Source organism: Micromonospora sp. B9E7, assembly GCF_039871815.1.
GTDB lineage: Bacteria > Actinomycetota > Actinomycetes > Mycobacteriales > Micromonosporaceae > Micromonospora.
Genome location: NZ_JBDPLX010000017.1, coordinates 61,749 through 75,827, shown reverse-complemented (window position 1 = coordinate 75,827; position 14,079 = coordinate 61,749). Strand labels below are relative to the sequence as shown.

Annotated in this window: 13 protein-coding genes and 1 pseudogene; 7 read left to right on the top strand and 7 right to left on the bottom strand. The window is 72.4% G+C overall.

Features of this window, described 5'->3' with window-relative positions; all coding sequences use genetic code 11:
• Window positions 1-35 precede the first annotated feature (35 nt).
• Complete coding sequence (locus tag ABGB10_RS24205) at window positions 36-3,809, bottom strand: S8 family serine peptidase (RefSeq protein WP_347663241.1); 3,774 nt, start codon at window positions 3,807-3,809, stop codon at window positions 36-38.
• Window positions 3,810-3,953: 144 nt separating this feature from the next.
• Here ABGB10_RS24205 and ABGB10_RS24200 point away from each other — a divergent pair, with 144 nt between their 5' ends.
• Entirely contained in the window at window positions 3,954-4,202 is a 249-nt protein-coding gene (locus tag ABGB10_RS24200) for a hypothetical protein (RefSeq protein WP_328848880.1), read from the top strand.
• Between the two features lie 58 nt (window positions 4,203-4,260).
• Here the strand turns inward: ABGB10_RS24200 and ABGB10_RS24195 are convergent, their stop codons facing one another.
• Complete coding sequence (locus tag ABGB10_RS24195) at window positions 4,261-5,592, bottom strand: extracellular solute-binding protein (RefSeq protein ID WP_347663240.1); 1,332 nt, start codon at window positions 5,590-5,592, stop codon at window positions 4,261-4,263.
• Window positions 5,593-5,731: 139 nt separating this feature from the next.
• On the opposite strand from ABGB10_RS24195, the gene ABGB10_RS24190 reads away from it, so the two are divergent.
• The 3 genes from ABGB10_RS24190 to ABGB10_RS24180 all read left to right on the top strand — a co-directional run bounded on the left by ABGB10_RS24190 (window position 5,732) and on the right by ABGB10_RS24180 (window position 7,633).
• Window positions 5,732-6,565 carry a phosphoribosylaminoimidazolesuccinocarboxamide synthase gene (locus ABGB10_RS24190; protein ID WP_347663239.1) on the top strand — a complete coding sequence of 278 codons (834 nt, stop codon included), beginning with the start codon at window positions 5,732-5,734 and terminating at the stop codon, window positions 6,563-6,565.
• A 94-nt stretch (window positions 6,566-6,659) separates the two neighbouring features.
• Complete coding sequence (locus tag ABGB10_RS24185) at window positions 6,660-7,442, top strand: helix-turn-helix transcriptional regulator (protein ID WP_347663238.1); 783 nt, start codon at window positions 6,660-6,662, stop codon at window positions 7,440-7,442.
• A gap of 26 nt (window positions 7,443-7,468) precedes the next feature.
• Window positions 7,469-7,633: a DUF397 domain-containing protein gene (locus ABGB10_RS24180; protein WP_347663237.1), complete on the top strand. Its 165-nt coding sequence runs from the start codon at window positions 7,469-7,471 to the stop codon at window positions 7,631-7,633.
• Between the two features lie 2 nt (window positions 7,634-7,635).
• Here the strand turns inward: ABGB10_RS24180 and ABGB10_RS24175 are convergent.
• Window positions 7,636-7,910 (bottom strand): annotated as a pseudogene (locus ABGB10_RS24175) (FGGY-family carbohydrate kinase); the annotation flags it as partial.
• A 133-nt stretch (window positions 7,911-8,043) separates the two neighbouring features.
• On the opposite strand from ABGB10_RS24175, the gene ABGB10_RS24170 reads away from it, so the two are divergent.
• Window positions 8,044-8,982 (top strand): ribose-phosphate pyrophosphokinase, encoded by a 939-nt coding sequence (locus tag ABGB10_RS24170; protein WP_145779099.1) that lies wholly within the window; start codon window positions 8,044-8,046, stop codon window positions 8,980-8,982.
• 31 nt (window positions 8,983-9,013) lie between these two features.
• Here the strand turns inward: ABGB10_RS24170 and ABGB10_RS24165 are convergent, their stop codons facing one another.
• Complete coding sequence (locus ABGB10_RS24165; RefSeq protein ID WP_347663236.1) at window positions 9,014-9,469, bottom strand: ATP-binding protein; 456 nt, start codon at window positions 9,467-9,469, stop codon at window positions 9,014-9,016.
• 120 nt (window positions 9,470-9,589) lie between these two features.
• On the opposite strand from ABGB10_RS24165, the gene ABGB10_RS24160 reads away from it, so the two are divergent.
• Both ABGB10_RS24160 and ABGB10_RS24155 read left to right on the top strand, forming a co-directional pair.
• Window positions 9,590-10,729 carry a DUF5931 domain-containing protein gene (locus ABGB10_RS24160; protein WP_347663235.1) on the top strand — a complete coding sequence of 380 codons (1,140 nt, stop codon included), beginning with the start codon at window positions 9,590-9,592 and terminating at the stop codon, window positions 10,727-10,729.
• A 14-nt stretch (window positions 10,730-10,743) separates the two neighbouring features.
• The gene (locus tag ABGB10_RS24155; RefSeq protein WP_347663308.1) at window positions 10,744-11,394 is read left to right on the top strand and encodes a response regulator transcription factor; all 651 of its coding nucleotides are present in this window, start codon (window positions 10,744-10,746) and stop codon (window positions 11,392-11,394) included.
• Between the two features lie 43 nt (window positions 11,395-11,437).
• Here the strand turns inward: ABGB10_RS24155 and ABGB10_RS24150 are convergent, their stop codons facing one another.
• The 3 genes from ABGB10_RS24150 to ABGB10_RS24140 form a co-directional block, all read right to left on the bottom strand.
• The gene (locus tag ABGB10_RS24150; RefSeq protein ID WP_145779102.1) at window positions 11,438-12,010 is read right to left on the bottom strand and encodes a DUF5709 domain-containing protein; all 573 of its coding nucleotides are present in this window, start codon (window positions 12,008-12,010) and stop codon (window positions 11,438-11,440) included.
• 89 nt (window positions 12,011-12,099) lie between these two features.
• Window positions 12,100-12,951, bottom strand: coding sequence for an ATP-binding protein (locus tag ABGB10_RS24145; RefSeq protein WP_347663234.1), 852 nt, complete (start codon window positions 12,949-12,951; stop codon window positions 12,100-12,102).
• On the bottom strand, window positions 12,951-13,949 hold the full coding sequence (locus ABGB10_RS24140) for an SDR family oxidoreductase (RefSeq protein ID WP_347663233.1): 999 nt from the start codon (window positions 13,947-13,949) through the stop codon (window positions 12,951-12,953). The genes ABGB10_RS24145 and ABGB10_RS24140 overlap by 1 nt, the downstream gene beginning before the upstream one ends.
• Between the last annotated feature and the right edge of the window lie 130 nt (window positions 13,950-14,079).

Below are 14,079 nucleotides of genomic sequence, written 5' to 3'. Positions count from 1 at the left end.
GCCGGCGCCTGGCAGGCGCCGGCCCTTCGCGGGTGCTACCTCAGGCCGAAGGCCCGCGTGACGGTCTGCGTGACGCCGCCACCGTTGCGCTGCTCGGCGGTGACCCGGATCGACACGAAGTCGGCCCGGTGGGGCGCGTTCAGGGAGACCCGCCAGGTGCCCTTCTTCTCCCTCAGGTCCTGCCGCTGCCAGGTCCTCCCGTCGTCGTAGGAGACCTCCAGCCGGAGCGAGGACACCGCGTCCCGGGCGGCGGTGCTGCCCACCACCACGGGCGTGATGGAGAAGTCGCTCCCGCGCTTCGCGCGACCGGCGGCGTCCACGTCCGTTCCGTAGTCCAGCTGGACCAGCGGGATGGCCTGCACCTCCGCGCCGCCGCCGGAGATGAAGCGCCACTCGGTGTGCGTGGCGGTCGAGTACGGGCTGAACTCCGGCTTGCCCTTGGTCTCGACGACCAGCCGGTACGGCAGTTTCTCCGGCGACAGGTCACCCGCGCCGACCTCCGGCCAGCCGTCGAACCGGGTCAGTTGCTTGTCGCCCTGGTAGAACGTGGCGATCTGCGACATGCTGGCCCCGCCGCTGTGCGCGGCCCCCGCATCGCCGAACCCCTGGATGTAGGCGCTCATGGCGGTCTCACCACGGAACGGGATCTCGGTGCTGAGCAGGCGTGGCCGGGTGATGGGCCCGAACCAGCGGTCCTTCTGCACACTGCCCGGCCGGTAGGCGATCGCCTCCGTGTTGGACCGCGCCCAGTCGGCGACGTCGGCGTACTGCATCCACCTGACGCCGTCGCCTGCGGAGACCCAGTCGGTACGCGGCCCCGGCACGACCGGCTGGAACGGGAACGGACGTCCCGCCGCGTACTCGTACGGCGGGTAGTCCGTCCGGGTCTCGCTGGACTGCTTGCCCGGCGGAGGGGAGAAGGTGAGATCGATCCGTGCGAGGTTGCCGGGACCGGTCTTGGCGGAGGGGTCCGCGGGCACGCCTCCACGGTGGTAGTCGACGAGGTCGTACAGGTACTTCGCCGCCGGGTGCGCCACGACGGTCAGCCGTACCGGTTTGTGGCCGGCGGTGGTGATCTTCTGGATCAACGCCTCGCCCTGGTCCATGGTCACCGAGGCGACCGGGACCTGCCCGGGCGTGACCCCGTCGGGGTTGCCGTACCAGTCGCTCCTGCGACCGTCGCGGTCGTTGACCACGAGGAGCATCGCCGCGCCGGCGGTGTGCGCCGCCGTCGCCTGGTCCGTCGGGGTCACCGAGTCGCTGCCTCGTACGACCACGGCCCGGCCCCGGGCGGACACACCGGCGTAGTCGGTCTTCGCGCCCAACCCCGCGAAGACGGCGTCCAGGCGAGTCGTGCCATCGGGCAGTGCCGACGAGCCCGGCTGCACGAGGGGGTCGCCGAGGCGACCGCCGTCATAGCTGATCGCCAGTGGCGTCTGCGCGGCGCGGATCCGGGTGGTGAGGACGAAGCTGCCCTTCTTCACCTTGCCCTTGGTCGGGAGCGCCCACAGGCTGTCGTAGGTGGCACCGGGCCAGAAGGTCTCCTTCAGGGCACTCCAGTCGGTGGGCGTCGGTTCGGCGGACGTGAAGGAGCGGTAGACGTCGATCCTGCTGTTGACGACGGCGGTCGGCTGCGGTGTCTCCACCTTCACCTGGCGGGCCCGTGCGGCGTCGAGTTCTACGACCCGGTCGGTCGTCAGGTCGACCTCGGGGGCGGTCAGCATCGCGAGGCCGAGGGACCGGGGGCCGTTCAGACCCTCCACGTCCGCCGCGGCGACGACGGTGTACGAGCCGGGGGCCAGGCGGCTGGTGAGCTTTCCGTCCCTGACCCACATGAACGTGGAGCCCGTCTCGGCGCTGACGACCTCCACCTCGCCGCTCATGGGTCGACCGGCGCGGTCCTTCAGACGGATGGTGAGGTCGTACTTCTTGGACTCGACGGCGATCCCGACGGCCGTGTGTACCTCGCCGGCCGGGAAGCGGGCCGTGACCTGGGCGGAGTACCGGCCCGAGGGGAGGCCCTCCGGGTCCACCACGACGTCGACGGTCGAGGTGCCGTGGGCCGGCACCGTGACGCTGTCGGCGGCCACCGTGAACGTCCCCGCGGAGGAGGCGCCGTGCTCGACGGCGAGAGCCAGGGTGACCGGGTTGGCGGTGGTGTTGGTGTAGGTGATCTTCCGGGTGATCGGCTGAGGTGAGGTGCCGGGAGCCCACCGGACGAGGCCGGCGTCCACCGAGCCGGTCGCGACGACCTGGTCCTGGTGGTAGGCGGCGGCCACGTTCAGTCGACCACTGCCGGCCTGGTACGCGGTGTAGTCCGGGGTACGGACGCTGGTGCTCATCAGCGCGTCCTTGATCTGCCGCGCACTCCAGGTCGGGTGCTTCTGCACCAGCAGGGCAGCCGCCCCGGCGACGTGGGGTGCGGCCATCGAGGTGCCACTGTCCACGCGGTAGTAGCCCTCGCCCCAGGGGATGTGCTGCGAGCGCGCTGCCAGCACGTCCACGCCGGGGGCGGTCATGTCGGGCTTGAGGGCCTCGTCGTTGGTGCGTGGCCCGACGCTGGAGAAGTCGGCCAGGTGGTCGGAGGTGTCCACCGCGCCGATGGTGAGCGCGGCGTCGGCGGTGCCCGGCGCGCCGAGGGTGTACGGATCGGGACCGCTGTTGCCGGCGGAGACGACGAAGAGCGCGCCCGTCTCGGCGGTCAGCTGGTTCACGGCCTGGCTCAGCGGGTCGTCCTGCGTGTGCCACGCGCTGACGCCCAGGCTCATGTTGATCACCCTGGCGTGCTCGGTCCGCGCCGCCCACTCCATGCCCGCGATGATCCCCGAGATCGAGCCGCTCCCGTTCTCGTCGAGGACCTTGCCCACCACCAGGTCGGCATCGGGAGCGACACCCCGCTCCTTGCCGTCCGAGGCGGCGCCCGTCCCGGCGACGGTGGACGCGGTGTGGGTGCCGTGCCCGTTGCGGTCGATCACGTCCTGGCCGGGGATGAAACTCCGGGACGCCACCACCTGGTCCACGAGGTCGGGGTGGGTGGTGTCCACGCCGCTGTCCAGGACGGCGACCCGCACGCCGCTGCCGGTGCCTCCGGCCGCCCAGGCCGCCGGTGCGCCGACCTGCGCGGTGGTGTCGGCGAGAGCGGCCTTCGCCTTACCGTCGAGCCACACCTTGTCGACGCCCGCGGTGAAGGACGGGGCCGAGGTGGCGGCGCGGAGGCCGGCCGGTGACTGTCCACCACCGGTGAGAGCGGACCAGAAGTCCGCCGCCTGCGACCGGCGGGCGCGCATCGCCTCGCCACGGACCGAGGGAAGCTCCAGCGTGGTCTGCGCGCCCGGCAGCGTGGTGCCGGTCCGGCGCGTCGCCGAGTCCGTGGCGCGGGTGACGATCAGGGGGAGTTCGCTGGCCCGTGCGTCGTCGAAGCCCTGCGCGATCAGCTGGGTGACGTCGAAGAGTTGCTTGTCGAGTCGACCGGTCGCGAGGTAGGGCATCGCCTCGTCGGGATACACATAGGTGTCCCCGCCCTCGGTGGAGACCCGTACGGCGCCGGTGGCGCCCGGCGCGCGTGTGACGTCCACCGAGGGCGTTGCGCCGTTGACGCCCGGGGTCACCGTCACCCGGTCGCCGGTGATCAGGGTGACCGTGACGGGTGCGCGGTGTGCGTTGCCGGTGGCGGCGGGTGTCGCCGGAGGCGGTGGGGCGCCGTGCGCCGCCGTCGGGGTGAGGAGAGCGGCGACGAGGGTGACGCCTACCGCTGCCGCCGCAGATCTTCGGGTGCGAGAGATCCGCGCACTGCCTACAGAGTTGACCATGGATTGAATCCGATCACCTCCGGAGATTCATGTAAAGATCATCACCGTTGCCGGGGCGTTGCGGAAACGTTGCCCACGATCTCGGCTCCGTGATTCGGCGTGGACCGACGTGCCGAGGTTGCGCCCTTCGGCGAGGATGGGCGCATGTCTTCCTTCGGTAAGTGGTGGGGCCGGCTCAGCGCGGTCCTCGGTGGGGCCGTGCTGGCGGTCTTCGTGCCCGTCGCGGCCTGGGCGTCCACGGGCACTGGCGAGCTGGTGGTGGAGGCCGCCCGGCGGCGAGGCCGCGGCGGTTTCGGGATCCTCCCGCTGCTCTGCTGCCTGGTGGTGGTCGCGATCGTCGTGTTCCTCGTGCTGCGTCTGATGCGCAACCGGCGAGGCGGTCCGCCCCGCTGACCGACGCCGAGGCGACGCCGGGTCTCGGGCAGCCGGCCCGGGGGCCGGCCGCCGGTGCTCACACCGCGAGGGCCGCGATGGCCTGGGACAGGAAACGCGCGGTGGCCTCCCGGGTGCCGTCCCGCTTGACGCGGATGCGCTCGGCGGCAGTGACCAGCAGGGTACGCACCTTGGCATGCCCCTGGGGTGGTGGCGCCGGCGCCGGCCCGAGCAGGTCGGCGATGCTGGCGCCGAACGCGGCGGCCCGTCGCTGGGCCGGGTCGGTGATGCTGCCCTCGGCGTAGCTGCGGACAGCGAGGCTGGCGTTCAGCCCGCGCTCGTGGCCCAGGACCGTGCCGGCCTCGCCGTTCGTGGTCAGGAAATTGATCACGTCGACGACGGTGTTCGGATGGCGGGTGCCGCGGAATGCGGCCCAGTACATCGATGCCCGCGCCCACTGCGCGCCGGGCGCCCCCGGCAGGCCGGTCAGGCCCAGCTCGGCATCGGTGAGTCGCTGAAGCTCCGGCAGCTGATGGGACCAGGCGAAGGACGCGGCGGTCAACCCGGTGACCACCGGTTGCCGGCCCGGCTCCCCGCTGTCCGCCTGCTCGACCAGCGCCCCGCCCGGTGTGGCCCGTTCGGCGCGGGCCTGCTGCCACAATTCGAACCACGCGATCAGCTCGTCCGCGCCGAAACCGATCTGGTTGCCCCGGTAGAACTCACCGCCCTGCGACCGCAGCCAGAGCCAGAGCGCCCGGTAGTCGCCGGACGCGTCCATGGTGCCGGCCACCTGGCCGTCACTGGCGTCGGTGACCTGCCCCGCCCAGGAGATGTACTCGGCCCAGGTCATCCCACCACGTGGCTCCGGCACCCGCAGCTCCCGCAGCAGGTCCCGGTTGAAGACCACGCTCACGTGGGTCTGCCCGCTGGCCACCGCCATCGTCCGCCCCTCGACCGTGCCGTAACGGACCAGCCCTTCCGGCAGGCCCCGCAGGTCCAGATGGTGGTCGGCGACCCGGTCGCTGAGGTCGAGGATGATCTGGCGTTGGGCATACTCGGTCAGCATCGCGTCGTCGATCTGGATCAGGTCCGGGACGTTCCCACCCGCCGCCTGGGTGGCCAGGCGGTCGTAGTAGCCCTCGGCACCCTGCCAGGTGACCCGGAAGGTGACCCGCGGGTTGCGATCCGAGTAGAGGCGCAGCACCTTCTCGGTGATCTCGGCCCGCTTGGCGTTGCCCCACCAGAAGACCGACAGCTCGACCGGCCCGTCCTGGGCCGACGTGGTGGCGCCGTCGCTGCATCCGGCCAGCCCACCTGACGCGAGCAGCGGAGCGCCGAGCAGCGCGCCGAGCAGTCGGCGTCGGCCCGGGTCGGCGCCGAGGCGGTCGAACGGGGGTCGTACAACGGGCACGGGGGTCTCCTGGACCTGCGGGGGCAGCGGTCGGACCATTCACGCAGGCAGCGCACGAGGGTGTCAACGTCCGTCCGGTCACCCCCTCGCGCAGGTGGTCGAATCGGGCTGACCGACACCGCATGGTGTACTAGGGCGCGTGGAACTTCTGCACTCTGGCAAGGCTCGGGACATCTACGCCGACGGCGAGGACCTGATCCTGGTCGCCTCGGACCGCATCTCGATCTACGACGTTGCGCTTCCGACGCCGATCCCGGACAAGGGCCGCCTGCTCACCGCACTCTCGCTGTGGTGGTTCGAGCAGCTCGCCGACCTGGTGCCGAACCACGTCATCTCCGCCGCCGACGTGCCCGCCGAGTTCGCCGGGCGGGCCATCCGGTGCCAGCGGCTGGACATGCTCCCGGTCGAGTGCGTCGCTCGCGGCTACCTCACCGGCGGCGGCCTGCGGGAGTACGAGCGGACCGGCGCCGTCTCCGGCGTACCACTGCCGCGCGGGCTGGGCGAGGCGTCGATCCTGCCCGAGCCGATCTTCACACCGTCGAGCAAGGCGCCGATGGGCGAGCACGACGAACCCATCACGTACGACGACGTGGTGGACAAGGTGGGCGAGGCGACCGCCGAGCGACTGCGACAGATCACCCTCGACGTCTACCGGCGCGGCGCCGAGCTGGCCGCCGACCGGGGCATCCTGGTCGCCGACACCAAGCTCGAGCTGGGCTGGGCGCCGGACGGCACGCTGGTCCTCGCCGACGAGCTGCTCACCTCCGACTCGTCGCGGTTCTGGCCGGCCGAGTCGTACCAGCCGGGCCGGGTGCAGTTCTCCTACGACAAGCAGTACGTGCGGGACTGGGCCACCGGGAGCGGCTGGGACAAGCAGGGCCCGGCCCCGGACCTGCCGGCCGAGGTGGTCGAGGCGACCCGGGCGCGCTACATCGACGTCTACGAGAAGCTCACGGGCAACCGCTGGGAGTGACCGGGACACCGCCCTTTCGCCGCACCTGCTGGACCTAACCCTCATCACCATCGAGGATGGACCCGTCACCCTTCGTGGAGTCTGGGGCGGTCGGATGAACGGCGACATGTGGATCAGGGCGCTCAAGGCGGCCCGGGCCGGTGCGAGCGTCTCGCAGGAGGCCCTCGCGGAGCTGATCAGGTGGAGTCCGTCCACCATCGCGGCGATCGAGACCGGGCGGCGCCGGCCCACCCCGCAGTTCGCCGAGGCGGCGGACGCGGCGCTGGACACCGGCGGGCTGCTGACCGAGTTGCTGGCGGTGGCGGCCCGGCAGGAGCCGCCGGCCTGGTTCTCGCCGTGGCGAGCGATCGAGGCCGAGGCGGTCACCCTCCGCACCGTTCAACCGTCGCTGGTGCCGGGCCTGCTCCAGACCGAGGCGTACGCGCACGCGGTGCTCAGCGCCCAGGGCACCCACACCCCGGAGCAGGTCGACCAGCTGGTCGCCGGCCGGCTCGCCCGCCAGGAGCTGCTGACCGGCCCGGCCCCGAAGCGGTTCACCGCGGTCGTCGACGAGGCCGCGCTGCGCCGAGTGGTCGGCGATCGGGACGTCCAACTCGCCCAGTTGGAACGGCTGGCCGAGCTGGCCACCCTGCCCCACGTCAGGCTCTACGTGATCCCCGCCGGGGTGGGCGCGCACGCCGGGCTGGCCGGCGGCTTCGTGCTGGCCGCGCTGCCCGGCGGCGACGAGGTGGCCTACGTCGACGGCGTCTTCGGCCAGATCGTCGACCGGCCCGACACCGTGGATACCATCAGGACGATGTGGGACACCCTGTTGGGCGAGGCCCTGCCGGCGAGCGTGTCCGTCGAGCTGATCGGAAAGCTGGTGAACGAGCTGTGAACTCCGCCCCCACCCCTCGGTGGCGCGTGTCGACCCGGTCCGGCAACGGCGGCGACACCTGCGTCGAGGTGGCCGACAATCTCCCGGACCAGGTGCTGGTCCGGGACTCCACCGACCGCGCCGGCGCCGTCCTCACCTTCGCGCCGGCGGCCTGGCGCGCGTTCGTGGCGCGGGTCCGCACCGGCCGCTGAGGTCAGTCCACCCAGTCCAGGGTGCGCTGGACGGCCTTGCGCCACTGGCGTAGCTCCCGGTCACGCAACTCCAGCGCCATGGTCGACTCCCACTGGGCGTCGGAGTGCCACTGCGCCCGCAGGGTGGCCAGGTCGGGCCAGAAGCCGACCGCCGGCCCGGCCGCGTACGCGGCGCCCAGGCAGGTGGTCTCGGTGATCCGGACCGGACCACCGGCACTTCGAGGACGTCGGCGAGGAACTGCATGAGCAGCCCGTTGGCGGTCATCCCACCGTCCACCCCTGGTGCCCTGGCCGATGGCGGTGACGTACTGGGGGGTCACCGTGGACCGACGGCGTGGTGCGAGCTGTGTCACGGTCGGTTCCGGCCCGCCGCCGCCCGCCGCCGTCCGCGTCGCCTACGATGTGCGAACGTGCGCGACATCGCCGTTTTCAGTGGAACTGCCCATCCCGACCTGGCTGCCGAGATCTGCGCCCACCTGGGGGTGCCGCTGCATCCGGTGCGGGTCTCCCGGTTCGCGAACGACTGCCTGGAAGTGCAGTTGCAGGCCAACTGCCGGGAGCGGGACGTCTTCCTGATCCAGCCGCTGGTGCCGCCGGTGCAGGAGAACCTGGTCGAGTTGTTGCTGATGATCGACGCGGCGCGGGGTGCCTCCGCGGGCCGGATCACGGTGGTGCTGCCGCACTACGCGTACGCCCGATCGGACAAGAAGGACGCGCCACGGATCTCGATCGGCGCCCGACTGGTCGCCGATCTGCTCACGTCGGCCGGGGCGGACCGGGTGCTCGCGATGACCCTGCACTCGCCGCAGGTGCACGGCTTCTTCAGCGTCCCCGTGGATCACCTGCACGCGCTGCGTGAGCTGGCCACCCACTTCCAGCGCTACGACCTGAGCAACACCGTGGTGGTCTCACCCGACCTGGGTAACGCCAAGGAGGCGGCGGCCTTCGCCCGGCTGCTCGGTACGCCGGTCGCGGCCGGGGCGAAGCAGCGGTTCAGCGACGACCTGGTCAAGATCAGTGCGGTGATCGGCGAGGTGACCGACCGGGACGTCATCGTGCTGGACGACGAGATCGCCAAGGGCAGCACGGTGGTCGAGTTGATGGAGCATCTGCGTGGGCTGAAGGTCCGGTCGATCCGGCTCGCCTGCACGCACGGCCTCTTCTCCGACGACGCCCTGCGGCGGCTCAGCCAGCAGGACGGCGTCCTGGAGATCGTCTGCACCAACACGGTGCCCATTCCGGCCGCCAAGCGGGTGCCTGAGCTGCAGGTCCTGTCGGTGGCGCCGGCCCTGGCCGAGGCCATGCGTCGGATCCACAACGGCGAGTCCGTCTCCGCGCTCTTCGGCTGAGCCACGCGATCACGCGGCTCGGTCGCGGGGATCAGTACGTGGTGCGGTCGTGGCTGACGAGACCGGTGGTGACGCGGACGGTGGTGCCGGCGGTGCTGGTGACGACCTCCATGGCATCGGTCAGCTCGCGGGCCAGCCAGAGGCCCCAGCCGCCGGCGGTGTCCGGGGCCGGCCGGCTGCGGTCGCCCAGCCGTTGTGGGCTGATCCCGTGCCCGTGGTCGGCCACCTCGCAGATCAGCGCGTCCGCCTCGTGCCAGAGCCGCAGCCATCCGCGCCCGCCACCGTGCCGGACCGCGTTGGTGATCAGCTCGTTGATCGCGAGCACGAAGTCGTCCAGCCGCTGCCCGGTGAGCCCGCAGGCATGCGCGCACGAGGTGACCGAGTGTCGAATCTCGGTCACCTGGGCCTGGTCGAAGGCGTCGGCGATCAGGAGGGCAGGTTCGATGGGCACAACCGTACGCGGTGCGTGCGGATCTGCGTTGGTCATGGGCCCGTCCCGGCGGCGGATCTCGGAGTACTTCGCGGCTTTTCCACCGTACGTCAGGGTTTCCCGAACCGCACTCGCTGCCCGCCATGCGGCTGGCCCGGTTGTGGCATCCTGACCGCCATGCCGTCGCCGCCGGGTGGATTCGAGGTGCCGCTGTGGCGTGCGCTCACGGTGTTCCGGGTGGCGTCCCTGGCGTACGTCTGCGTGCTCGCGGTGCGCGACGTCGACCGGTACGCCCACCCGTACGCCGTCGGTGCCCTGATCCTGGTGATGTCGGCGTGGACCGGGGCGACCGCGATCGGGTACGCCCGGCCGGCCTGGCGGCGCTGGCCACTGCTGCTGGCCGACCTCGGCGTGGTGCTGGCCGTCGTACTGGCCACCCCGTGGGTGGTCGGTCGGGCGGCGCTCGGCAGCGGCGTACCCACCATGGGGGTTGCCTGGATGGCCGGCCCGGTGCTGGCCTGGGCCGTCTCCGGCGGCCGGCGGCGGGGCACGATCGCCGCGCTGCTGGTGGCCGGCGCGGACCTGGCCACCCGGGAGCGGATCGGCCAGTCCTCGTTCACCGGCGTGATCCTGATGTTGCTCGCCGGAGTGGTGGTGGGGCACGTGGCCCGGCTCGCGGTGGGCGCCGAGGAGCGGCTGCAACGCGCGGTGCAGCTGGAGGCAGCCACCCGGGAGCGGGAGAGGCTGGCCCGGGGCATCCACGACTCGGTGCTCCAGGTGCTGGCGCTGGTGCAGCGGCGGGGCGCCGACCTGCCCGGCGAGGCCGGCGAGCTGGCCCGGTTGGCGGGCGAGCAGGAGGCCGCGTTGCGGGCGCTGATCGCCGGCACCGACCCGGCCGCCGCCGCGCTCCCGGCCGGCGCCGAGGCGGCGGCGGTGGACCTGCGGACCCTGCTCAACCGGTACGCCTCGACGGCGGTGGCGCTCTCCGCACCGGCCACTCCGGTGCCGCTGCCTCGGCGGGTGGCCGGTGAGCTGGCCGCCGCGACCGGCGCGGCCCTGGACAACGTGGGGCGGCACGCCGGCGGGCGGGCCTGGGTGTTGATCGAGGACGAGGGGGCGACGGTGACCGTGTCGATCCGCGACGAGGGGCCGGGCATCCCGGCCGGCCGGCTGGCCGAGGCTGCCGCGCAGGGCCGGCTCGGCGTGACCCAGTCCATCCGGGGTCGGGTGGCCGACGTGGGCGGGACGGTACGGATCGTGTCCGCCCCCGACGCTGGCACCGAGATCGAGTTGACCGTGCCGAGGGCGCAGCGGTGACCCCGACCCGGGTGATGGTGGTCGACGACCATCCGATGTGGCGGGAAGGCGTCGCCCGCGACCTCACCGAGGCGGGCTTCCTGGTGGTGGCGACCAGCGGCGAGGGGCGACAGGCCGTCCGGGTGGCGGCCGCCGCCCGGCCCGACGTGGTCGTCCTCGACCTGCAACTACCGGACATCTCCGGGGTCGAGGTGATCCTGGGCCTGCGTGCGGCCCTGCCCGACGTGCGGGTGCTGATGCTCAGCGCCAGCGGCGAACAGCAGAGCGTGCTGGATGCCGTCAAGGCGGGAGCCGCCGGTTACCTCGTGAAGTCGACCGCGCCCGCCGAGTTCCTCGACGCGGTCCGCCGTACCGCCGCCGGGGGCACGGTCTTCACCCCCGGCCTGGCCGGGCTCGTCCTCGGCGAGTACCGCCGGCTGGCCGCCGGCCCGGGTCAGGCCGATCCGGGCGGCGGCGCGGAGCCCGCCACGCCCCGGCTCACCGACCGGGAGACCGAGGTGCTGCGGTTGGTGGCGAAGGGGCTGTCGTACAAGCAGATAGCGCAGCGGCTCGGGTTGTCGCACCGCACGGTCCAGAACCACGTGCAGAACACCCTGGGGAAACTGCAACTGCACAACCGGGTCGAGTTGACCCGTTACGCCATCGAACGTGGCCTGGACGACTGAGCCGGGATCAGGACGTCACCGGGAACGGCGGCGAACATGCCGGTCAGACCGAGCGGGGCGGCTCCGTCTCGTGGATGGCCAACTCCTCGGCGGTCGCCCCGCCGCCGGCCGAACCCGCGTCGTACGCCACCGAGTCGGTCTCCTGGTCGGTGTGCGACCCCTCGTCCGGCTCGACCAGCCGGCCGACCGTGGCGTCGGCGACCGTGCCGAGCTGACCGTGGTCGTAGAGGGACACCGGTGAGTTCGGGTCCGAGGTCGGCCCGGGGTCCATCACGTCGGCGTCCAACTGGGCCTCCGCGGCGGCCTCCAGGTTGTCCGCCTCGAAGGCGATCTTCGGGTCGATCGTCCCCGCCAGCGGGTCGTCCGCCGGCCGCTCGTAGACCTCTCGTTCGAGTTTGTAGTCCAACGACTCCCCGTCGAGCTGCTCCTCGGCGGTCGTCCCGAACCGGTCCACCGCGACCGGCGTCCGGTCGCCGGGCAGCTGGGCCGGGTCCGGGCCGTCCGCCTCGCGCCCGGTGAGCACGTCGTCGTTGGCGGTCGAGTCGTCATCGGCGGTGTCGGGCAGGCCTTGCGCCTCGGTGTCGGACACGGGGGTCGGGTACTCGTTGTCGCGCATGTCTGACCACTACCCGCTGCCCTCCCGCCATAACCGGAGCACCGTAGGCCGTGCGGTGGCGAAACCGGCACCGGGGACGGAACATCCCGTCAGTCGAGGTGGGCCACCTCGTCGTCCGGGTGCAGAACACACCAGACGACCTTGCCGTCCCCTATGGCGCTGCTGCCCCAGCGACGGGCCATCGTGTCGATCAGCAGCAGACCACGACCGCCGGCTCGATCCGGCGGGGAGAGGCCGGCGAACGTCGGCAGGTGCGGCGAGTGGTCGCGAACGGCCAGGTGCAGGGTGCTGTCCTGAGGGGCGAGCCGGACCGTCATCGGGGTCCGGGCGTGCGCCACCACGTTGTTGACCATTTCGGTGATCGCGATGCACGCCGGGTCGATCAACGTCGCCACGCCCCAGCGTCGGCAACCGGTGCTGACCAGCTCACGGGCCTGCCGGGCGGCTACCACCGTCGGGGCCAGGTCGACGGTGAGCACCGCCGCCAGTGGCGTCGCCGCGACCGCGGCCAGCGCGCCGTCCACCGTAGGCCAGGCCGGCACCCCGGCCACCGTCGTCGGTTCGCCCGGTTCCCCGGCCACCGTGGTCGAGGCGGCCGACCGCTCGGTGTCCGTGTGGTCGGGCCGGTCGACCGCCGGGTCACACAGCAGCAGATCCGCCGCCGGCCAGTCGGCGACCTCCCGGCGAACCTCGGCGAAGACGCTCCGCCCGGTCGGGTCGACCACCCGCAGCCCGGTCACGTCCGCGACCACCGGACCGGGCCGGTCGGCGAGTCGGGCGAGCAGTGCGAGGCGTACCCCCTCGGCTCCGGCGGCGTCGAGCACACCCGTCAACCGGACCACCGCCGACGACTCGTCGACCTCCACGAGACAGTTCGCCGCGATCGCCTCGTCCTGCGCGCCGGTCACGGCTCGCGCGTTCGGGCGCTCGGTGGCGGTCATCAGCGGACCGACCGGGACCGGCGGTTGATCGCCGCCATGGTGCCGACCGCCGTGCCGGCCGCGGCCAGGCCGAACGCCGCGGTCATTCGCACCAACTGACGCCGTCGGCCGTGCCAGCCGCCGTCCCGGCGGGCGTCGGCGTCGGTGTGGAACACGTTGCCGGTGCTGTCCACCCGAGCCCCTGGACCGAACTGGGTGCGGTGGGCGTACCAGCCGAGGGTGCGCTCGACCAGCGCGGGCGCCAGCCGCCACTGGAGACCGAGCAGCCGGGCCGCGCCACCGGCGTACGCCTCCCGGCGCGGCCGACGCAGCAGCCGGACGATGGTCTCGGCGACCACCTCCGGCGGGTAGATCGGGGGTGGTGGCACCAGTTCGCGGCCGGTGTGGTTCGCCGCGTGCCGGAAGAACGGGGTGTCGATGGTGGCCGGCAGCACGGTGCAGACCGAGATCTGACCGCGACCGGTGACCCGCAGCTCCTGCCGGACCGTGTCGGCCAACCCCCGGATGCCGTGCTTGGTGGCGTTGTACGCCGACTGGTACGGCATCGCCACCTCGGCCAGCACCGAGGCGTTGTTGACCAGCACGCCGCCGCCGGCCGCCTCCAGGTAGGGCAGCGCGGCCTTGATGCCGTGCACCGTCCCGAGCAGGTTGACCTCCAGCGCGCGGCGGAACTCGGCGACCGGGATCTCGTCGAACAGGCCCACCGCACCCACCGCGGCGTTGTTCACCCAGGCGTCGATCCGGCCGAACTCAGCCGCCGCCCGATCGGCCAACCGTCGCACCGCCTCCAGATCGGTCACATCGGTCGGTACGACCAGTGCCCGGCCGCCCAACTCCCAGCATTGGTGCGCGACCTGTCGCAGGGCCGGCTCGCTGCGGGCGGCCAGCACGACGGCGGCGCCCCGGCGGGCCAACGCGTACGCGGTCGCCGTGCCGATCCCGCTGGACGCGCCGGTGATCACAACGGTCGAATCGTCGAGGGTGCGGGTCAGCGGCATTCCTGGGCGGTACCCCCGCCCGGGCCTGCTCATACCACCAGCCGGTTGTCGATCATCATCGAACTGTCGCCTGTTGTGCCGTTTGTGCTTGCTGTGGCGCAAGTGTCGGCGGCACTCAGGGGGACTCTTC

Coding starts and splice junctions, on each gene's coding strand:
- ABGB10_RS24205 (WP_347663241.1), bottom strand. CDS start 3,809: ATGGTCAACTCTGTAGGCAGTGCGCGGATCTCTCGCACCCGAAGATCT.
- ABGB10_RS24200 (WP_328848880.1), top strand. CDS start 3,954: ATGTCTTCCTTCGGTAAGTGGTGGGGCCGGCTCAGCGCGGTCCTCGGT.
- ABGB10_RS24185 (WP_347663238.1), top strand. CDS start 6,660: ATGAACGGCGACATGTGGATCAGGGCGCTCAAGGCGGCCCGGGCCGGT.
- ABGB10_RS24165 (WP_347663236.1), bottom strand. CDS start 9,469: ATGACCAACGCAGATCCGCACGCACCGCGTACGGTTGTGCCCATCGAA.
- ABGB10_RS24160 (WP_347663235.1), top strand. CDS start 9,590: ATGCCGTCGCCGCCGGGTGGATTCGAGGTGCCGCTGTGGCGTGCGCTC.
- ABGB10_RS24155 (WP_347663308.1), top strand. CDS start 10,744: ATGGTGGTCGACGACCATCCGATGTGGCGGGAAGGCGTCGCCCGCGAC.
- ABGB10_RS24150 (WP_145779102.1), bottom strand. CDS start 12,010: ATGCGCGACAACGAGTACCCGACCCCCGTGTCCGACACCGAGGCGCAA.
- ABGB10_RS24145 (WP_347663234.1), bottom strand. CDS start 12,951: ATGACCGCCACCGAGCGCCCGAACGCGCGAGCCGTGACCGGCGCGCAG.
- ABGB10_RS24140 (WP_347663233.1), bottom strand. CDS start 13,949: ATGCCGCTGACCCGCACCCTCGACGATTCGACCGTTGTGATCACCGGC.